Annotated in this window: 18 protein-coding genes; 4 read left to right on the forward strand and 14 right to left on the reverse strand. The window is 70.7% G+C overall.

Annotated features, from left to right (window positions below):
- Window positions 1-6 precede the first annotated feature (6 nt).
- The 14 genes from kynU to ACIPWY_RS13395 form a co-directional block, all read right to left on the reverse strand.
- A complete protein-coding gene (gene kynU / locus ACIPWY_RS13330) occupies window positions 7-1,260 on the reverse strand; it encodes a kynureninase (RefSeq protein ID WP_362901214.1) in 1,254 nt (417 codons plus the stop codon).
- Window positions 1,253-2,092 carry a tryptophan 2,3-dioxygenase family protein gene (locus tag ACIPWY_RS13335; RefSeq protein WP_362901216.1) on the reverse strand — a complete coding sequence of 280 codons (840 nt, stop codon included), beginning with the start codon at window positions 2,090-2,092 and terminating at the stop codon, window positions 1,253-1,255. The genes kynU and ACIPWY_RS13335 overlap by 8 nt, the downstream gene beginning before the upstream one ends.
- Before the next feature lie 158 nt (window positions 2,093-2,250).
- Window positions 2,251-2,664: a DUF3151 domain-containing protein gene (locus ACIPWY_RS13340; protein WP_362901218.1), complete on the reverse strand. Its 414-nt coding sequence runs from the start codon at window positions 2,662-2,664 to the stop codon at window positions 2,251-2,253.
- On the reverse strand, window positions 2,661-3,863 hold the full coding sequence (locus tag ACIPWY_RS13345; RefSeq protein WP_393699478.1) for a MalY/PatB family protein: 1,203 nt from the start codon (window positions 3,861-3,863) through the stop codon (window positions 2,661-2,663). Before ACIPWY_RS13345 ends, ACIPWY_RS13340 begins: the two co-directional genes overlap by 4 nt.
- Window positions 3,864-3,946: 83 nt before the next feature.
- The gene (gene fbaA / locus ACIPWY_RS13350) at window positions 3,947-4,978 is read right to left on the reverse strand and encodes a class II fructose-bisphosphate aldolase (protein ID WP_362901222.1); all 1,032 of its coding nucleotides are present in this window, start codon (window positions 4,976-4,978) and stop codon (window positions 3,947-3,949) included.
- Between the two features lie 192 nt (window positions 4,979-5,170).
- Window positions 5,171-5,722 (reverse strand): orotate phosphoribosyltransferase, encoded by a 552-nt coding sequence (gene pyrE, locus ACIPWY_RS13355; RefSeq protein ID WP_362901223.1) that lies wholly within the window; start codon window positions 5,720-5,722, stop codon window positions 5,171-5,173.
- Window positions 5,723-5,759: 37 nt separating this feature from the next.
- Window positions 5,760-6,554, reverse strand: coding sequence for an aldose 1-epimerase (locus ACIPWY_RS13360; RefSeq protein ID WP_362901225.1), 795 nt, complete (start codon window positions 6,552-6,554; stop codon window positions 5,760-5,762).
- Window positions 6,555-6,574: 20 nt separating this feature from the next.
- Complete coding sequence (locus tag ACIPWY_RS13365) at window positions 6,575-7,405, reverse strand: SRPBCC family protein (protein ID WP_393699475.1); 831 nt, start codon at window positions 7,403-7,405, stop codon at window positions 6,575-6,577.
- Between the two features lie 104 nt (window positions 7,406-7,509).
- Complete coding sequence (locus ACIPWY_RS13370; RefSeq protein WP_393699473.1) at window positions 7,510-9,156, reverse strand: polyamine aminopropyltransferase; 1,647 nt, start codon at window positions 9,154-9,156, stop codon at window positions 7,510-7,512.
- 90 nt (window positions 9,157-9,246) lie between these two features.
- A complete protein-coding gene (locus tag ACIPWY_RS13375) occupies window positions 9,247-9,768 on the reverse strand; it encodes a DUF2617 family protein (protein WP_362901229.1) in 522 nt (173 codons plus the stop codon).
- A 356-nt stretch (window positions 9,769-10,124) separates the two neighbouring features.
- The gene (locus ACIPWY_RS13380; protein ID WP_401533171.1) at window positions 10,125-10,436 is read right to left on the reverse strand and encodes a hypothetical protein; all 312 of its coding nucleotides are present in this window, start codon (window positions 10,434-10,436) and stop codon (window positions 10,125-10,127) included.
- Between the two features lie 277 nt (window positions 10,437-10,713).
- A complete protein-coding gene (locus ACIPWY_RS13385) occupies window positions 10,714-11,895 on the reverse strand; it encodes an HTTM domain-containing protein (protein ID WP_393699469.1) in 1,182 nt (393 codons plus the stop codon).
- Window positions 11,885-12,622: a DUF5819 family protein gene (locus ACIPWY_RS13390; RefSeq protein ID WP_401533173.1), complete on the reverse strand. Its 738-nt coding sequence runs from the start codon at window positions 12,620-12,622 to the stop codon at window positions 11,885-11,887. Before ACIPWY_RS13390 ends, ACIPWY_RS13385 begins: the two co-directional genes overlap by 11 nt.
- A gap of 114 nt (window positions 12,623-12,736) precedes the next feature.
- Entirely contained in the window at window positions 12,737-13,990 is a 1,254-nt protein-coding gene (locus ACIPWY_RS13395) for an ice-binding family protein (protein ID WP_393699465.1), read from the reverse strand.
- A 440-nt stretch (window positions 13,991-14,430) separates the two neighbouring features.
- Between ACIPWY_RS13395 and ACIPWY_RS13400 the strand changes: the two genes are divergently transcribed.
- The 4 genes from ACIPWY_RS13400 (at window position 14,431) to ACIPWY_RS13415 (ending at window position 18,733) form a co-directional block, all read left to right on the forward strand.
- Window positions 14,431-15,618 carry a pyridoxal phosphate-dependent aminotransferase gene (locus tag ACIPWY_RS13400; RefSeq protein ID WP_393699463.1) on the forward strand — a complete coding sequence of 396 codons (1,188 nt, stop codon included), beginning with the start codon at window positions 14,431-14,433 and terminating at the stop codon, window positions 15,616-15,618.
- Between the two features lie 200 nt (window positions 15,619-15,818).
- Window positions 15,819-16,532, forward strand: a complete 714-nt coding sequence (locus ACIPWY_RS13405) for a restriction endonuclease (protein ID WP_362901239.1) — start codon at window positions 15,819-15,821, stop codon at window positions 16,530-16,532.
- Between the two features lie 20 nt (window positions 16,533-16,552).
- Window positions 16,553-16,768 carry a hypothetical protein gene (locus tag ACIPWY_RS13410; RefSeq protein ID WP_362901240.1) on the forward strand — a complete coding sequence of 72 codons (216 nt, stop codon included), beginning with the start codon at window positions 16,553-16,555 and terminating at the stop codon, window positions 16,766-16,768.
- 462 nt (window positions 16,769-17,230) lie between these two features.
- Complete coding sequence (locus ACIPWY_RS13415; protein ID WP_362901242.1) at window positions 17,231-18,733, forward strand: effector-associated domain 2-containing protein; 1,503 nt, start codon at window positions 17,231-17,233, stop codon at window positions 18,731-18,733.
- Window positions 18,734-18,762: the final 29 nt, after the last annotated feature.

The raw sequence follows: 18,762 nt of genomic DNA on the forward strand, positions 1-18,762 counted from the left end.
GCGTCCCTACGCCCCCGCGGCCGCCAGCTGGTCCGCGAGGACCCTCGCGGCCCGCTCCACCTCGGCGAACCCGAGATACAGCGGGGTGAAGCCGAAGCGCAGCACGTCGGGCGCGCGGAAGTCACCGACCACACCCGCCGCGATCAGCCGCTCCATGACCACGCCCGCGATGGGGGCACCGCCCTGCTCGAACGAAGTTGAGAGCTCGGGGGAACACCGCAGCGCCACCTGGCTGCCGCGCTCGGCGTGTGCCGCGGGCGTCACCGACTCGACCCGGCCCGCGGGCACGTACGCCTCGACGCACTCCAGGAAGAAGTCGCTCAGCGCGAGCGACTTGGCGCGCACCGCGTCGACCGACACCCCGTCCCAGACGTCGAGCGCCGCCTCCAGGGCGAGCATGGACAGGATGTCGGGGGTGCCGACCCTGCCCCGCACCGCCCCGTCCGCGGCCTCGTACGAGGGCCGCATCCCGAACGGCTCGGCGTGCGAGTTCCACCCCGGCAGCGGTGAGTCGAAGCGGCTCTGCAGATCACTGCGCACATACAGGTACGCGGGTGAACCGGGGCCACCGTTCAGGTACTTGTACGTGCAGCCGACCGCGAGGTCGACCCCGTGCCGGTCGAGCCCGACCGGCAGCGCGCCCGCACTGTGGCACAGGTCCCAGACGGACACGGCGCCCGCGGCGCGCACCGCGGCGGTCAGCGCGGGCAGGTCGTGCAGACGGCCCGTGCGGTAGTCGACGTGGTTGAGGAGCACCGCGGCCGTACGCTCGCCGAGCGCGCCCGGAACCTCCGCCGGGGTCAGCGGGCGCAGCGTGCAGCCCGTCATCCGGGCGGCGGACTCGGCGATGTACCCGTCCGTCGGGAACGTCGTCGCGTCGACGAGGATCTCGTCGCGCCCCTCACCGGCCAGGCGCACCGCGCCCACCAGCGCCTTGAACACATTGACGCTGGTCGAGTCGCCGACGACGATCTGCCCCTCGGCGGCGCCGACGAGGGGCGCGATCCGGTCGCCGATCCGCTCGGGCGCCGTCCACCAGCCCGACTCGGTCCAGGAACGGATGCGCAGCTCGCCCCACTGCCGGCGCACGACGTCCTCGACGCGCCCCGGCACGTGCGCGGGGAGCGCGCCGAGCGAGTTGCCGTCGAGGTACACGGTGTCGCCGGCGTCGTCCAGGACGAACCGCTCGCGCAGCTTGCCCAGCTCGTCGGCGGCGTCCAGCTCCAGCGCCCTACCGGCAAGCGCAGTGACGTCAGACATGGGACCTCGCTGTCCACAGCTCGGGGAACACGTTCTTCTGCGCGCGCTTCTCCAGCCAGGCCACGCCCGCGGAGCCGCCCGTGCCCGTCTTGGCGCCCATGGCCCTGCGGGTCGCCACCAGATGGTCGTTGCGCCATCGCCACACCAGCTCGGCGACGTCGGTGAGGGCCTCGCCGAGGCGGGCGAGCTCGTCGCCCTCGTCACCGGCGTACAGCGCGGTCCACACGGCCTCGACCTCGGGCGACGGCTCGTACTTCTGCGCCACGTCCCGCTTGAGCACGGTCTCGGGGACGGGGTGCCCGCGGCGGGCGAGGAGCCGCAGCACCTCGTCGTACAGGCTCGGCTCCTCCAGGGCCTTCTCCAGCTCCGCGTACACGCGCGGCGCGCCCCGGTGCGGGACCAGCATGGAGGCGGACTTCTCGCCGAGCAGGAACTCCATGCGCCGGTACATCGCCGACTGGAAGCCGGAGCCCTCGCCGAGGGCGGCCCGGTAGGAGTTGAACTGCGCGGGGGTCAGCTGGGCGAGCGGGCGCCACGACGCGTTCAGCGCGTCCAGCTCGCGCACGGAGCGCTTCAGTGCGGCCACCGCGGTCGGCACGTCGTCGCCGCGCAGGGCCCGCGACGCGGTCTCCCACTCGTGGACGATGACCGTGAACCACAGCTCCATCACCTGGGTCGTGACCAGGAAGACCATCTCTCCGGGGTCGTCGGAGCGGGTGTGCTGGAGGTGGGTGAGGACGTCGGCCTGGACGTAGTCCTCGTAAGGGGTGGTCCCCGCAAAGTCGAGATACGGCGTCTCTGGCTCGTTCGACTCGTGAGCCTCGTGGGACATCGCTGTCTCCTTGAACGTACTCCGGGTAGCGGTCCGCCCCTGCCGAATTCCGGCACGGGGGCCCCGGTCCCCACCGGCATCCTCCGCAATCGTCCCCCGAAACGGCAAGGCCCGCCCGGTCACAGCGTCACGGGCGGGCCTGGAGGAAGCTCGGGGATCTAGCCCAGGGTCTGGGCCGCGGCGGGCGAGGAGTCCTTGAGGAACTGCGCGCAGCGCTCGTACTCCTCCTGCTCGCCGATGGACTGCGCGGCGCGCGCGAGGGCGTGCAGGGCCCGCAGGAAGCCGCGGTTCGGCTCGTGCTCCCACGGCACCGGGCCGTGGCCCTTCCAGCCCGCGCGGCGCAGCGCGTCGAGGCCGCGGTGGTAGCCGGTGCGGGCGTACGCGTAGGACTCGACGACGCTGCCGCGCTCGTACGCCTCGTCGGCGAGGCGCGCCCAGGCGAGGGAGGACTTCGGGTACTTCGCGGCGACATCGGCGGGCTCCGTGCCGGCCGCGAGCAGCTCGCGCGGCTCCGGGTCGTCGGGCAGCTCGGTCGGGGGCGGTCCCCCGAGAAGGTTCTCGTGAAGGCTCATGGGTTCCAGTCTGCGCCATGACCGGCGATGTGTTCCATGCCAGTGATCGCGAGCCTGCCCAGAGCCCGGACCAGCGCGTCCGCGCCCGCCTCTGCCTTGGCGCGCGGACAGCCGACGTTCAGGCGCACGAATCCGGGCGCCCCGTAGGTGGCGCCCGGCATGATCGCCACGCGTTCGCGCTCGACGAGTTCCCGCTGGAGCGCGTCGTCGTCTACACCTAGGGGACGCAGATCGATCCAGGCGAGATAGCCGGCCTGCGGCGGCCGCCACCCGAGCCCGGGGAACGCGGCGTCCAGCCGCTCCGCGAGCATCGTCAGGTTCCCGCGCGTGTACTCGCGTACGCCGTCCAGCCACGGCCCGCCCTCGCGGTACGCGGCGATGTGCGCGGTCAGCGACAGGACGGCCGGCGAGGCGAGGCCCTCCGCGGTGTCCATGCGCCGCACGAACTCGGCGTGGTCGTCCGGATCGCCGATGAAGCCGTAACTCCCGCTCAGTGCCGGGAAGTTGAAGGCCTTGGTGGCGGAGGTGACGAGCGCCCAGCGCAGGCCGTCGCCGTACGGCGTCCACGGGCGGTGGACGTGGCCGGTGTGTGTCAGGTCGGCGTGGATCTCGTCGCTGATGACGGCGACGCCGTGGCGCCGGGCGAGGTCCGCGATCCGGGTCAGCTCGGCGTCCGTCCACACCTTGCCCGTGGGGTTGTGCGGCGAGCACAGGATCAGGACCCGGCTGTCGGGCCGCGCCAGCTCCCGCTCCAGGCCGGCCCGGTCGTCGACACCGGCGGTGCGCATCTCGCGGCCGAGCCCGGTGACCGCCTTGCGGAAGCCGTCGTACGTGGGGGTGTGCAGGACGACGCCGTCGCCGGGCCGCGTCCACATGCGCAGGAGCTGGGAGATCTGGTTGAGGACGGACGGGGCGTACACGAGGCGGCCGACGTCGACCTCGGTGCCGTACCGGGTCGCGAACCAGTCGCGTACGGAGCCGCGGAAGTCGTCGTTGCGCCAGTCCGTGTACCCGAACACGCCGTGCGCGAGCCGGGAGCCGAGTGCCGCGAGGACCTCCGGCGCGCAGGCGAAATCCATGTCGGAGACCGTGAACGGCAGCAGATCGGGCACCGCGAACCGGTCCGCGACCCCGTCCCACTGGACGCACCACGTGCCGCGCCGGTCGACCGGGGTGTCGAAGTCGTAGCGCACAGTCATCTACCTCCGGGTACGCCGGAGCCCGGCACCCCAGGAGGGATGCCGGGCTCCGGTGACCAGCCTCGTACTGCTTGAGCTTCGTACTACTTGAGCTTCGTGCCCGTGGAGCGCAGGTTCGCGCAGGCCTCGGAGACGCGCTTGGCCATGCCCGCCTCGGCGGACTTGCCCCAGGTGCGCGGGTCGTACTGCGACTTGACGCCGACCTCGCCGTCGACCTTCAGGACGCCGTCGTAGTTGCGGAACATGTGGTCCGCGACCGGACGCGTGAACGCGTACTGGGTGTCGGTGTCGAGGTTCATCTTCACGACGCCGTTCTCCAGCGCCGTCGCGATCTCCTGCTCGGTGGAGCCGGAGCCGCCGTGGAAGACGAAGTCGAACGGCTGCGACCCGGCGGGCTTGCCGAACTTGGCGGCGACGCCCTCCTGGAGGTCCTTGAGGAGCTCCGGACGCAGGACGACGTTGCCCGGCTTGTACACACCGTGCACGTTGCCGAAGGACGCGGCGAGCAGGTAGCGGCCCTTCTCGCCCAGGCCCAGGGCCTCGGCGGTGCGGATCGCGTCGTCGACGGTCGTGTACAGCTCGTCGTTGATCTCGTGGCTGACACCGTCCTCCTCGCCGCCGGTCGGGGTGATCTCGACCTCGAGGATGATCTTCGCGGCGGCGGCCTTCGCGAGCAGCTCCTGACCGATGGCCAGGTTGTCGGCGAGGGTCTCCGCGGAGCCGTCCCACATGTGGGACTGGAACAGCGGGTTGCGGCCGGCCTTGACGCGCTCGGCGGAGATGTCGAGCAGCGGGCGCACATAGCCGTCCAGCTTGCCCTTGGGGCAGTGGTCGGTGTGCAGCGCGACGGTGACGTCGTACTTCTCGGCGATGATGTGCGCGTACTCGGCGAGGGCCACGGCGCCCGTCACCATGTCCTTGTTGTACTGGCCGCCCAGGAACTCCGCACCGCCGGTGGAGATCTGGATGATGCCGTCGCTCTCGGCCTCCGCGAAGCCGCGCAGCGCAGCGTTCAGGGTCTGCGAGGAGGTCACGTTGATGGCCGGGTAGGCGAACTTGCCGGCCTTCGCGCGGTCCAGCATCTCGGCGTAGACCTCGGGGGTTGCGATGGGCATGTGTCCGCTCCTTGGGATGTGCGGGTGTGTGCTGTCAGACCCTGACCTGGGGCCTCTCGTCTGGAGCGGCCCCGGATGGCGACGTCATCGTCGCCCCCATCTTTCCAGACTTGCCGGACAGCTCCAGTCCTGGTCGCGTACTGGATCCGGCCCGTTATCGGCCCGGCGTCCGGCCGGCCCGTCCGGCCGGCCTCAGTCGAGGCCCAACTCGTCCTTGCCGTAGGCGAACAGGTACGGCACCCCGGCGCCCTCGGAGATCTTCTCGGCGGCGCCCGTGGCGCGGTCCACGATCGTGGCGACGCCGACGACCTCGGCACCGGCCTCGCGCACGGCCTCGACGGCGGCGAGCGGGGAGCCGCCCGTGGTGGACGTGTCCTCGACGACGAGGACGCGGCGGCCCTTGATGTCCGGGCCCTCGACGCGGCGCTGCATGCCGTGCGCCTTGGCGGCCTTGCGGACCACGAAGGCGTCGAGGCGCTCGCCCCGGGCGGCGGCCGCGTGCAGCATGGCGCCGGCGACCGGGTCGGCGCCCATCGTCAGGCCGCCCACGGCGTCGAAGTCGAGGTCGGCGGTCAGGTCGAGGAGCACCTGGCCCACCAGCGGGGCGGCCTCGCCGTCGAGGGTGATGCGGCGCAGGTCGATGTAGTAGTCCGCCTCCAGACCGGAGGAGAGCGTCACCTTGCCGTGCACCACGGCCTTGTCCTTGATCTGCTGGAGAAGCGCGTCGCGCACGTCGTTCGTCATGGCTACGAGCTTAGACCGGCCGGTCCTGGGCTCCGGCTCAGAGCGTTCGCCACGTCCAGGTGGCCGACGCCTCGAGGGGGTCCACCGGGGTGACGAGGCGCGGCAGCGTGTTCAGGCCGTCTGGCGGGCCGGTCTGCGGCTCCACGCACACGGCCGCCTCCTGCTCGTCGTAGACGACGACCCACTGCTCCCGGCTCGCGATCCTGACCTCGAGCTGCCGCGGCCAGGTGAGGGTCACGTCGACGCCGTCGGGCATCCCGAAGCAGTCGTCCCAGGGGCCGTCGGTGCGGTCGATGCGCTTACCGGTGGGGAGGTGGTCGTCGCCGCGCTCCTCCTGCCAGGCCGGGGAGAAGTCGACGCGCACGCCATCGTCGGAACCGTCGAGGGTCCGGTTGAACCAGGGGTGCCAGCCGGCCTGCGCGGGGAACGAGTTGCCGTACGTCTCGATGCCGAGCGTCAGCGTGAGGGAGTCCTCGGCGAGGCGCACCGTCTGCGTGACGCGGCCGGGCCAGGGCCAGGGCTCGGCCAGGTCGTACGTGAAGACGGCCTCGTCGGCGCTCGCGCGGGCGGTCGTCCACTCGGCGTCGCGGGCGAAGCCGTGGATGGCGTGGGGCGGCGAGTTCAGCGGCATCTGATACGTCCGCCCGCCGTCCCGGAACCGGCCGTCCCTGGTGCGGCCGCACCACGGCACCATCGGGAAGCAGCCGTACCGCTCCCCCTGCCGGAGGAGTTCGGTGCCGCCGATCCGCAGGCTGCTCACGCGGCAGCCGTTGCCCGGCTGCACGGTCACTTCCGCGTCACCCGCGGTCAGCGTCGTTTCCTGGGTAGTCACGAGCCGACCTTACTTTTCGATCAGCGCCGGCGGCGCAGTACCCGGCCGACGACGATCGCGGAAGCGACCACGACGGCCGCGGCGGGCGCGGCCCAGCGCAGCGTGGCGGTGGCCGTCGTGGACTCGGGCGCGGGCACCGGCGCGTACCGGCCGCGCGGTGGCGCGTGGTCGACCTCCTCGGCACTGCGCCCGATCATCGTCCGGCGGGCGTGGGCTGCCTCCGCGGGCGGCACGTCGGCATCGAACCCGACGTCTTCGCCGGCCTCGGCATCCTCGGGTTCCAGCTCCGCGAAGGGGGCGAGCGCGGGCGGCGGGATCTCGGTCTCGAAGACGGAGCTGTGGGCCTCGTCCGCGTCGCCGGTGTCGTCTGCGTCGTCTGCGTCGTCTGCGTCGCCAACAGTGGCATCGGCGGGGCTCTCCGGGTCCGTCCCCGGCTCCGCCACCGTGCCGAGTGCCTCCGCGAACCGGCTCAGGAGGCGGCGGACCGCGGACTGCACGGCGTCGTCGGCGAGTTCGGCGACCCGGCCGTCCCCGCTGCCCGACGCCGCAAAGGTGACGTTCGAGCCCCCGGGCACCGCGGCGACCCGTACCGTCACCGCGAACTTCACGGAACCCGTGCCCCGCGCCTCGACACCGTCGCCCTCGACCGCGAACGCCCCGGTCCGCGTCTCGGTGACGCGCAGGGAGCCGCGGTAGGTGATGGTGTGGCCGCCGATGCGGAGCTTCAGCCTGCCGCCGTCGCCGGAGGCCTCCCGCTGAAGGCCGGGCACCGCCCTCGCCACCAACTCCGGGGCTGCCAGCGCGCCCCTCAACGACTCCGCCGGAACCGGAACGAACACCTCATGCTCCATGCTGACCGAGCCTACCCACGCCCGGCCCCACCCGTCCCGCGTTCGGCACCTAGTCGGTCGCCGTACGGCCTCAGCCGGGTCACCGCTTCGGTCGGCGTACCGCCTCAGTCGGAGTACCGCGGATGCACCAAGGTCGACGGGGCGAGTCCGGTGATCCTGGAGCGCTCCGCCGCCCGTACCCGCTCGCGCGGCACCGCGCCCTGAGCAGGCGGCCGGTGGCCCGCGAGCACGAAACCCCAGTCGCTCGGTGCCCGCGTCCCGTCGAGGGTGCGGTCGGGCCCGTCGGTGATCCCGGTGAGCCGGTCCCACGCCCCGTGCCGCCGCCCGGCCGGGGCCGGCGGTGCGCCCCCGCCCACCCAGTACGGCACCGTCCGCAGGCCCGCCGCGCGCAGCGTCGTGTCGACGGTCCAGAACACGCGGGGCCGCGACGACAGCGACCCGGCGTGCACGGCGAGCCGCCCGTCCGGGGCGAGGACCTGGGCCGCCAGGCCGTAGAACTCCTGCGAGTACAGCTTCGTGCTGGCCGTGATCCCCGGGTCGGGCAGATCGGAGATCACCACGTCGTACGGGGCGTGGGGCCCGCGCAGCCAGTGGAAGGCGTCCTCGGTCGCGGCCCGCACGCGCGGGTCCTCGTAGACGTGCCCGTTGAGCGCGCTGAGCGGCGGATCGTTTCTGGCGAGGTGGACGACGCCCGGATCGATCTCGACGATGTCCACCCGCCGTACCCCGGGGAAGCGCAGGACCTCACGGGCGGCGAGGCCGTCACCGCCGCCGAGGATGAGCACGCGCGCGTGCGGTCCGGTCATCGCGGGCCGCACCAGGGCCTCGTGGTACCGCTGCTCGTCCCGGCCGCTGACGCGCAGGCGCCCGTCGAGATACAGGTCGAGCGGCTCGTGCTTCCCGCCGGTGAGGACGATTTCCTGTACGCCGGTCTGCACGGCGACGCGGACGTCGTGGCCGTACATGGCCTGCCGGGCGGCGCGCTCGAAGTCGTCGACGCGGGCCGCGGCGCAGGCGAGCAGGCCGAGCACGACGACGTTCGCCACGAGCAGCGTCCAGCGGCCCCGGCGCGTCAGGTCCCTGCGGAACAGGCCGAGTACGAGGGCGCCGCCCGCGAGCGCGTTGACCGCGCCGGTCAGCAGCGCGCCCGTCAGCTGCCCGAGCATCGGCAGCAGCAGGAAGGGGAAGGCGAGCCCGCCGACGAGCGCGCCCACGTAGTCGGCGGCGAACAGGTCGGCGACGGCGCCGCCCGGGTCCTGCCGTCTGATCCGCTGGATGAGCACCATCAGCAGGGGTACTTCGGCGCCGATGAGCACCCCGATGGCGAGGGAGAACCCGACGAGCATGTAGCGCGAGCCGCCCGCCCAGGATCCGCCCCAGTCGCCGGTCCAGGCGAACACGGCGTACAGCGCCATCGCGCTGCACCCGCCGACCAGCGCGAGGGCGGCCTCGACCGCGCCGAACCCGGCGGCGGCCCGCAGCCGCAGCCGCTTGGCCGCGAGCGAGCCGATGCCCATCGCGAAGACCATGACGGACAGGACGACGGACGCCTGGGTGACCGAGTCGCCGATCAAGTACGAGGCGAGCGCGACCAGTTCGAGTTCGTACACGAGTCCGCAGGCCGCGCAGAGGAAGACGCCCGCGAGCACGAGCAGCCGCCCCGTCGCCGGTCTCACGGGAAGGGGTGCCTTGCCCTCCTCGCTCCGGGCGCGTGGGACGCGGGACTGGACGGAGGTGCGCGGGTCGATCACGTTGGGAACGCTACGTCACCGCGCAACTCCGTCCAGTCACCCACACGTGTGTAAGTGGGCCGGTTCGCGCATGGATTGCGGGCCACGACGTCACAGCATCGCGGCGGGGATCCGCACCCCCACCCGGGTGCGGGTGACGACGAGTTGACCCTCCTGCGGATAGGCGTGCCAGGTGCGCCAGCGCACCTGACCCTCCTGCCGGTGGGCGAGCAGTGCGGTGAAGGCGTGCGGGCTGCCGGGGAACACCCCGACGAGGCCGTTGGGATGGTCGGACACCAGCGCGATGAGTTCTTGCGCGCGGCCCGCGAACGAGCCCTCGGAGAGGGTCTCGACGTGTGCCGCGAATTCGTACTCCCAGTCGCCCACGCGCTTGGCGACGCCGAGCGGCAGCGGGGTGCTGCTGCCCGGGATACAGGCGACGGTCTCGGAGCAGCTGCCCTGCTCCTCCGTCAGGAGTACCTGGTGCGAGGCTCCGAGGAGCCTCAACTGGAGCTGGGCACCGGCCAGTTCGATGTCGAGCGTGGCGAGCGCGGGCAGCGGCTCACGGCCGAGAGCCCAGGCCAGGTCGTCCGCGCGCGTGTCGGTGTAGGCGGTATTCAGGGTCGTGAGCATGGGTCGGCTCCGCTAACACGCAAAGGAGGTGAGGCCGGCGCTGAAGGGGAGGGCCGGCACGTGCCCACGAGAAACGCACGAGGGCCGCTTTGACGGTTACGAGGGAATCATGAACAGTGGCGCCACCACAGCCTTTTTACCCAACTTCGCCGGGTTTCCATCCCCTTCGGGGACCCCACAGCTCAACTGTTCAACTTCTCCGGGCAACTTGCGTACCGTTCCCGCACAACGGACCATTCCAAGCGCATATGGCGCCCCGTGGCCCGTCTGCCGCCCGCGCATACGTACGGCCCACGCGGACCGGCTGCCCCGTGTCAGCCGCCTCCCTGTGGGCCGTACGTGTCCTGGTGACGCGGTCAGCTTCCGCCGCCGCACCCGCCCCCGCCGCCGCAGGAGGACCCGCCTCCGCAGGAGCTGCCGCCCCCGCACGAGGATCCGCCGCCGCAGGAGTGCCCGTGGTGTCCGCCGGAGCTGCCCGACGAGCAGGAGGCCCCGCCCACCACACCGCCGGCGCCGCCGCCGGCCCACCAGCTGCTGCTGGACCTGCCCGACCGGCCCTTGCTCAGTGACGTCTTCCCGCTCCGCGTCTTGCCCGAGCTGCCCGCGTACGACACAGCCACGACGATGCCCACGACCACAAGTCCGAAGATGATGGCTCCGACGATCACGGCCCTCACCCGCCTCTCATTCCCCCGAGAACGCCCCCGTCGGGCGTGATTCGGGCATTCCCTGGCCTGCATACGGTCAAAGCAGAGTTGAGGAACTCCAGAGGTTTCCCATTACGCGAAAGCCCCTGGCCTGCACCGGAAGCAGAACCAGGGGCGATCGGCGGTCGATCGGGCCGCACTGCAGGCGCACCGGACGAAGTGGGGAGCAGCGGGGAATCACCGTGAAGCAGCCCTTTGCCGTAGGGCCCTTCGGGGACTGTCCGGCATCAATGCTGACTCAGCTGCTTTCTGGGGGGACTTGGGGGGACGTGGGCCCGGCGGCGAGCGTGGCGTCTTCCCGGTCCGCCGGGAGTACGGCTCGATGCTTCGAGCCGGGTCCGCCCTGCGTGGGTACCGTTCCGGATCCCGCAGCTCGTTCGGGCACCGACCGCCGACTGTTCCTCCGCTGCGCGGCGCGCCGCCCGAGGTGAGGCAGCAGGGTGTAGAAGCGGTCGGGGAGGAATACGGCGTCCGCGACGATCATCGCGCCGGAGAAGAGGGGCAGCCCCATGAGCACCGCGATGCCGATGTGCATGCCCAGCAGCATGACGAGAACGGGGTACTTGAGCCTGCCGAAGAGCACGAACGGGAAGGCCACCTGCAGGAGCACGGTCATATAGCCCGCGATCGCGATCAGAAGCGTGTGTTCGTCCACGAAGTGGGAGAGCGCGGGCCAGGGCCGGAAGAGTTCGAGGTTCAGGACGTAGTGGAGAGCGGTGCCGCCGCCCCAGGCAGGGCCCTGGACCTTGTACAGGCCGGCTGATCCATACAGAAGGCAGACCTGCGCTGCGATGACGAGCATGCCGCAGTTGTGCACCACGGTGATCAACGTGGTGCGGGATGCGCGGAGTTGCCGCGCGAGGAGGCTCCCTGCTGGTTCCGGCGCGCTGTCCGCGCGAGGCGCCTTCAGTCGGGCTCTGCGCGCATCCAGGGACCAGCGCCGGCCGCACGCGGTGAAGGCGAGGTAGAGAGCCATCAGCAGGACCAGATTGTCGCCCCCGTCCGTCATGAAGATCGCGCGGGCATGGAACGAGCACACCACGACGGCGAAGAGGACGGACATGGCCCGGGTGCGCCAGCCCAACAGGAACAGCGCGGACGTGACGAGGGCGAGCACGTAGCAGCACTCGAAGTAGGGGCGGCTGTCGGACAGGGTCAGGATGCTCCTCCACCCCGTCTGCTCGAAGAGCTCGCGTGCCAAGGCGGGCGTCCACGGTGAGTCCGGGCCCCAGATCTCGGCACGGTGCGGGAACTCACGCAGCAGAAAGATCAGGTACAGCAGCCCATAGCCGATACGCAGCACCGACGCGGCGTACAGGGACACCGGCCGGCCGGTCAGGAGGTGCCACGCCGTGGTGATCCGGTCGGCGAGCCACCGCTCGGCGCCGGAGGGCGCGGCCTTGTGCGTCTCACTTTGCATGGTGGGTCACCTTCCACCAGGGCAGCAGCCGGTTCTCGACCGGCTTGGGCGGGCGATCGCCGGCCGCGGCGCCGGGTACGGCGATCGGCAGTGCGACGACGCGGAGCTGAATGAAGTCGAAGCTGCCTCCTCTGCGGTCGGCGACCCGGTCCGCGGCGATGTTGCTCAGGTACTTCTGCATCATCAGGGCGCGTTCCGTGCGCGCCTTGTCGTCGCCTCCGTGCGAGTCGACGTAGCCGGCCCAGGCACGGCGCAACATGTTCTGCGCGGTGTGGCTCGGGAACGCTTGATGCTCGACTGCGGAGCTGTCCACGGCGGTCAGGTCGAACCAGGGGCTCACCTGGACCGGTCCGTCGCGTTCGGTGTGTGCGGTTCTCACCAGAATCTGCCGGTTGACGGATTCTGGGTCCGGGGCGAAGAGCCGCCAATTCTGTTCGAAGAAGGGGAACACCCATGCATTGATCTGCGGGCTGTATCGCTTGGACAGGGTGTTCGCCGGCGCTACATGGAGGAACACCAGAACCACGTGGACGACACTCGCCGCCAGGCACAGGACGACGGCAGTGCGCAGCCCGGCCCTCAGCACAAGGGCACTTTTCGAGAAAGTGGGCGTCGCGGCCGTGGCGTCAGGACATCCCCGCGCTACAGGACCTGATTCGGCGTGCTGAACTTCCTTCACATCCGCTGAGTCAATTCCGCTCGACACCGCGCACCCTGTCTTTCTCATTTCAGTTGCTCGCTCCGCGTTCCGCGCCTACTGCCACCGACGGCGCGCGGCGGATTCGATGAGAATCCCGCCACGCGCCGTGATCCGGTGAGCGGGCTGAGCGCAGTGCGCTGCCTAGCCCTCGTAGCTCTTGGATTGGTGGTCGCCCTCGTAGCCCTTGGGCACGTCGTCGTAGCCGTAGTCCTCGTCAGGCTGCTTGCCGTGGTCCGGATTTCCGTAACCACCCTCGTCCGGCTGCCCGTAACCACCGTGGTCCGGCTTCCCGTGACCACCCTGGTCCGGCTTCCCGTGACCACCGTGGTCCGGCTTCCCGTGACCACCCTGGTCCGGCTTCCCATGGCCACCGTGGTCCGGCTTCCCATGACCACCGTGCTTCGGCCCGCCCGGCCCATGGCCGTGTCCGCCGCCGGGGCCGCCGGTGGTGTTCCCGGCCGTGTTGCCCTCGGTGTTCCCGCCGGTGGTGTTTCCGGCCGTGTTGCCGGCGGTGTTCCCGGCCGTGTTGCCGGCGATGTTGCCAGAGGTGCTGCCGCTCGTGACGAGGGGTCCGCCCAGGAGGCCGCCGGTGGTGATGCCACCGCTGACGAGGCCGCCACCGAGGAGGCCACCGCCGGTGGTCGTGCCCGTGGTGGTTCCGGTGGTGGTTCCGGTCGTCGTGCCCGTGGTGGTTCCGGTCGTCGTTCCACCAGTGGTGGAATTCGCGCACCCGCCGAGGAAGATCCTGTTGTTGTTGAGGGTCACAGAACCCACCCGGGCCAGCAGCCGGCCCTCGACGTTCGTTCCCTGGTTCACGGTGATCGAGTTCCCGGCCATGAGCGTGCCCACGAAGCTGGTGGTGACGCCGAGCGACGCATCTTGGCCGATCTGCCAGAACACGTTGCACGGCGAAGCGCCGTTGGTGAGGAGAATGCGGCTGGAGGTCGCGGTCGTCAGGGATTCCGGAATCTGGAAGACCCAGACCGCGTCGGAGCTGCCCTGGCCGTCCAGGATCAAGTCGCCGGTGATGCCGACGCCGGCGGTGGCGTGGTAGACGCCGGGCAGCAGCGCCGGGCCTCCGCCGATTCCCGCCGCAAGCGGGAAGTCCTGCGCCTGACCGGCGGCGTTGTTGTACGCCACGATCAGGTCGGACTTGGCCTGGAGGGCGTTGGCGTCCGCCGCGTGCACGGCACCTCCCACCTGTCCGGGCGGGAATCCGGTGATGGCCGGATTCGGGTGTGTCCCGAGATCATGGGCGAGCACCGAGTTGCCGGTGTTGGTAACTCCCTGACCCGCCAGAACGGAGTAGCTGGCGGTTGTGCCCAGAGGCACGGGCAGGGCGATCGCCGACGCCGCAGTCGGCGTCAGGAAGACCATCGCAGCGGAAACTGTCACGGCGAGGGCCGAGGCCAGCAAGCCGGACAAAGTACGGCGGTGATCTACTTGGGGGATCTTCAGTTTCATCGAGGCCATTCCTGTGGGGGGGGCATGGCATACCGGGCCCTACCGATCACCCGGGAAGCCTTAGTTTTACTGCCGCCGCATATTACGCAGAAGTAGTCCACTGCCCATTCAAATGACAGGGGGAAAGATGTAGATCATTCGACCGGCGCACAGTATTCCGGAAATATTCCTATTCGCATTTTCGGCCCATCAGCACTCCCTCGAATGGAGTGGTCGAAGACCCATGCCGATCAGCGCAATGTCATCGGGGATCTCGGACAACGGCAGGCGACGACACCCCACCCCTTGGTCATGGAGGGGGTGCGTGGGGTACCGGCCCACGTGCCCAATCCCCGAACGCGAGTTGAGGAACTCCAGAGGTTCGGCGCAGGATGGCGGCCATGACCTCCAGCGCGCGCCCTCTGCTCAACCGCCGTCTCGCCGAGTTCGGGACCACGATCTTCGCGGAGATGTCCGCGCTGGCGACGGCGACCGGCTCGATCAACCTCGGTCAGGGCTTCCCCGACACGGACGGCCCCGAGGAGATCCGCGAGGCGGCCGTACGGGCGCTGCGCGACGGCCGCGGGAACCAGTACCCGCCGGGCCCCGGCGTCCCCGAGCTGCGCACCGCGATCGCCGCGCACCAGGAGCGCCGCTACGGCCTGGCCTTCGACCCGGACCGCGAGGTCCTCGTCACGGCCGGCGCCACCGAGGCCATCGCGGCCTCGCTGCTCGCCCTGGTGGAACCCGGCGACGAGGTCGTCGCGCTGGAGCCGTACTACGACTCGTACGCGGCCAGCATCGCGCTGGCGGGCGGCACCCGCGTCCCCGTCACCCTGCGCCCCGACGGCGGCGCCTTCCGCCTCGACCTGGACGAGCTGCGCGCCGCGGTCACCGACCGCACCCGCCTCCTGCTGATCAACACCCCGCACAACCCGACCGGCACCGTCCTCACCCGCGAGGAACTCACCGCGATCGCGGCCCTCGCCGTCGAACGCGACCTCCTGGTGATCACGGACGAGGTGTACGAGCACCTCACCTTCGGCGACGCCACGCACATCCCGCTCGCCACGCTCCCCGGCATGCGCGAGCGCACGGTGACGATCGGGTCCGCCGGCAAGACTTTCTCGTTCACGGGCTGGAAGGTCGGCTGGGTGACCGCGTCCCCCGAGCTGGTCACCGCGGTCCGCTCGGCCAAGCAGTTCCTCACCTACGTCGCGTCCGGCCCCTTCCAGTACGCGATCGCCGAGGCGCTCGCACTGCCCGACTCGTACTACGACGCCTTCCGCGCCGACATGAGCGCCAAGCGCGACCTCCTCGCGGACGGCCTCGCAGCGGCCGGCTTCGAGGTGTTCCGGCCCGCGGGCACGTACTTCGTCACCACCGACATCCGCCCGCTCGGCGAGAGCGACGGCTTCGCGTTCTGCCGAGCACTGCCCGAACGCGCGGGCGTGGTCGCCATCCCGAACGCGGTCTTCTACGACCACCGCGACGCGGGCGCCCCCTTCGTACGCTTCGCGTTCTGCAAGCAGATCCCGGTCCTCGAAGAGGCGGTCGCCCGCCTCAAGAAGCTGGCCTGACCGGGAATCGGCTGAAAGCTGATCGGGTCCACCGCCGAACATGCAGGTGACTGTCCGGCAGGTGGGCCGATCACTGGTTCCCGCTGGCCGAAATCCCATCGCTCCCAGTAACTGACCCCTTACGCCGCGTCAGCGTCGCGTGCTGTCATATGACTTGAGCACGGCACGCCGACGCATCTGGCCAAAGGGGGATCTCCATCATGAGGGCGCGTCGCACCTCCCGCCGTCGTCCCGCCCGGCGTCGTCCTGCCCGACGCCGTCCCGCCCGCCGCTCCAGGAAACAGGACCAGCACATCGCCCTGTTGGTGGCCGCCGTCGCGGCGGTCGGCCTGGCGGTCGCCGTTGTGCGGTGGCTGCTCGTCCACTGGTGGGTACTCGTTCTCGCGGGCGTGATCGCTGCCGTTGTGGCCGGCTGGTGGTTTCAGCAGATGAGGCAGCGGGCGGAGTGGGCACGCGTACGGGCCCGGGCTCTGCGGCTGCGTATCGCCGAGATCGACGCTCTGGATCACCGCGCATTCGAGTTCGCCGTACGGGACTTGATGCGCCGGGACGGTTGCCGGGCCGAGCAGCTCGGTGGCGCCGGTGACGACGCCTGCGATGTACGCGCCGTCGATCCCGCCGGCCGAGTCTGGGCGATCCAGTGCAAGCACCGACGTGACGGAGACCGTGGCTCCGCCGTCGGTGTCGGAGTGCTGCAACAGGTCAACGGCACCGCCCGCCAGATCCACGGCGCGGACATCGCGGTCGTGCTCACCAACGGACGCTTCTCCTCCAAAGCCGTCCCCTGGGGCAAGCAGCACCGCATCCACCTCGTCGACCGCAACACACTCGGCGAGTGGGCCGCAGGCTCGCGCCCCCTGTGGGACCTGCTCGACCGCATCCCGCCGCCGCGTCGCCCGACCGCGCTGTCCTGACCAGAGGGGGAGTTGATCCCGTGATCCTGACACTCAACGTGGCGGTCCTGCTGGCCGTGATCATCTACCTGCGTATCCGTCGCACTGTGCACGCCCGCAGCAGATCCGACCAATGGCTCACCGTGGCCATCGTGCTGGTCTTCGGCGTACTGATCGCACCGACCGCCTTCGGACGGCAACTCATCGACGTCCTGGGCAATCTCGCGCAGGGCATCTCAGAGGCCAGCGGGCCGTGAGATCCCGGACCGCGCGCCAGACAGACAGCGTGCGGCTCAGCAGGCCACGTCCAGACCGTTCCTGGGTGCTCCGGGTCGGCATTCCCGGCAGTGCCCCGACTCCGGTGCCGGACTGCTCCGCATGCAGCATGGGGGCGTCGTCGTCAGCGACTACGCCGCCCTCGACATGCTGTTCGCCGTCCTGGTCGGCCAGATCTCCGCGGCCTGCCGAGCCTGAGGACGCACCGCCCTGAGGCCGGTCGGGTCCCCGCTTCCTGAGCGGGGACCCGTTGCACGCGTGATCCAAATGGGACGGTTGTGACCGTACCCACGCGAGGCTCTTCGGCATACCCTTGCTGGCTCGGGCAGCGACAGTACGACCGCTGCCACGGGACGCGTGAGGGGGACACGTGGAAGTGGCTCGACCAACTGCGGACATTTATCCGGCGGGTGCCACCCGATGGCAGAACCGCTGCGACGGCCATGCCTGAGCGCCCTTCCCCGTACCCGGCCTTTCCCGCGAGCGAGGAGCAGCTCGTGGAGGCGCTGATGCGGGTGTCCGTCATGGAGGACCGGCGCAGCCGCAGCATGTGTGTGGAGCGGGCGTTCCACCGGCTCGGACAGCGCCTGCCCGTGGGCGAGTTCGGCGACAAGAAGCCGCACATCGTCGAAATGGTGCGGGTGTTCGGCGCCGTGCCCCAGGGGTGGCTGCGGCTGGTGGAGGCCGTCCGTTATCTGGCGGACGACGATCTGGCCTCGCTCCAGGCGTCCGCGCTCGTGGAGTCGCCGCTGCCGCCGCCCGGCGACCCGTCGCAGCGGGCCGCGCTCGACCCGCTGCTGAGCGGGCTCGACCGGGACACCGTGCCGGATCTCGCCGAACTGTTCCGCCACGTGGCCGGGGACAGCTTCGGGCCGCTGCCGAGGACGACCCGCACGGCACGCGAGGCGTACGAACTCCTGGAGCAGTGCAACGTTCCTCCGGACGGGATACCGAGGAGCGTGCGCTTCCTGCACGAACTGGCGTACCTGGTCGGCCCGGAGCGCGGCGACCCGCTCAGGGTCTGGCTCAGCCGCCACATCCGCTCCCTCGCCGACGCGGGACCCGAGGGGCAGCGCATGCTCGCCGCCGTCCGCACAACCACCGGGAACTGGCGAAAAGACCCCGGACGGGAAGCCTTCCTGGTGATCCGGCTCCGGCCGTTGACCGAGTCACCCGACCGTGTCGCACTCACCTGCTGGACGAGCACCGGCAACGCCTGGGAACCGCGTCAGCGGGACGACCGGGAACTGCGCCTGACGGAGGTGCCCGACTGGGTCGCCACCCTCGTCGACCGGGAGGAAGAGCGGCTGCGGCACCACGACGGCGGCATCGTCGTGGAGTTCATCCTCTCCCTCGCGATGGCGAACACGCCCGTGGAGGACTGGACCCGGCCGACCCCCTTCGGGTCGCGCCAGCCCGGCCTCGGCCGTTCGGCCCCCTACCGCCCTCCGCTGGGCATGGACTACAAGGTCGTCATTCGCAGTCTGGAGCGGATGGAAGCGCGCCAGGTCCACCGGGTGTGGAACGCGCGCTGGGAGGTACTGAGGGGCGGGGGCGCGGGGCGCGTGCACCGGTGTGAAACCGGCGCCGGATCCCAACAGCAGGCGCTCTACGCCAAGTTGAAGCACAATCAGGCCATTGTGCTGATGACTCTGGGGTCGTCACCGGACGAGGATCACGGGCTCAGCGAGCTGACGCTGGGCCTCCAGGCGGGCCTGCCGGTGCTGCTCTGGGCTCACCAGGGACCACTCGGCGACAGTGAGCACGAGGAACTTCACAGGGTCGCCGAAACGGGTGCCTGGGACGACTTGTTGGAGACGGTCACGCGCTTGCGCTTCTCTCCCGGAACACGCGACGATGGGCACGAGGGTTCCATCGACTCTCGTATCGCTGTGCTGTGGGACGATCCGAGCCGCCTTCCCGAAGTGCCCCAATCAGCGAGTTGAAGAGGTGCGGCCCAACCAGGTGTTCGGGC

Origin of the sequence: Streptomyces sp. NPDC090032 (assembly GCF_044748025.1) — a bacterium.
GTDB lineage: Bacteria > Actinomycetota > Actinomycetes > Streptomycetales > Streptomycetaceae > Streptomyces.

Bases quoted from the DNA above. Each gene is read 5' to 3' on its own strand.
- ACIPWY_RS13390 (WP_401533173.1), bottom strand. From the start codon at position 12,622: ATGAGAAAGACAGGGTGCGCGGTGTCGAGCGGAATTGACTCAGCGGAT.
- ACIPWY_RS13340 (WP_362901218.1), bottom strand. From the start codon at position 2,664: ATGAGCCTTCACGAGAACCTTCTCGGGGGACCGCCCCCGACCGAGCTG.
- ACIPWY_RS13335 (WP_362901216.1), bottom strand. From the start codon at position 2,092: ATGTCCCACGAGGCTCACGAGTCGAACGAGCCAGAGACGCCGTATCTC.
- ACIPWY_RS13385 (WP_393699469.1), bottom strand. From the start codon at position 11,895: ATGCAAAGTGAGACGCACAAGGCCGCGCCCTCCGGCGCCGAGCGGTGG.
- pyrE (WP_362901223.1), bottom strand. From the start codon at position 5,722: ATGACGAACGACGTGCGCGACGCGCTTCTCCAGCAGATCAAGGACAAG.
- ACIPWY_RS13405 (WP_362901239.1), top strand. From the start codon at position 15,819: ATGAGGGCGCGTCGCACCTCCCGCCGTCGTCCCGCCCGGCGTCGTCCT.
- ACIPWY_RS13415 (WP_362901242.1), top strand. From the start codon at position 17,231: ATGCCTGAGCGCCCTTCCCCGTACCCGGCCTTTCCCGCGAGCGAGGAG.
- ACIPWY_RS13365 (WP_393699475.1), bottom strand. From the start codon at position 7,405: ATGGAGCATGAGGTGTTCGTTCCGGTTCCGGCGGAGTCGTTGAGGGGC.
- fbaA (WP_362901222.1), bottom strand. From the start codon at position 4,978: ATGCCCATCGCAACCCCCGAGGTCTACGCCGAGATGCTGGACCGCGCG.
- ACIPWY_RS13400 (WP_393699463.1), top strand. From the start codon at position 14,431: ATGGCGGCCATGACCTCCAGCGCGCGCCCTCTGCTCAACCGCCGTCTC.
- ACIPWY_RS13345 (WP_393699478.1), bottom strand. From the start codon at position 3,863: ATGACTGTGCGCTACGACTTCGACACCCCGGTCGACCGGCGCGGCACG.
- ACIPWY_RS13375 (WP_362901229.1), bottom strand. From the start codon at position 9,768: ATGCTCACGACCCTGAATACCGCCTACACCGACACGCGCGCGGACGAC.
- kynU (WP_362901214.1), bottom strand. From the start codon at position 1,260: ATGTCTGACGTCACTGCGCTTGCCGGTAGGGCGCTGGAGCTGGACGCC.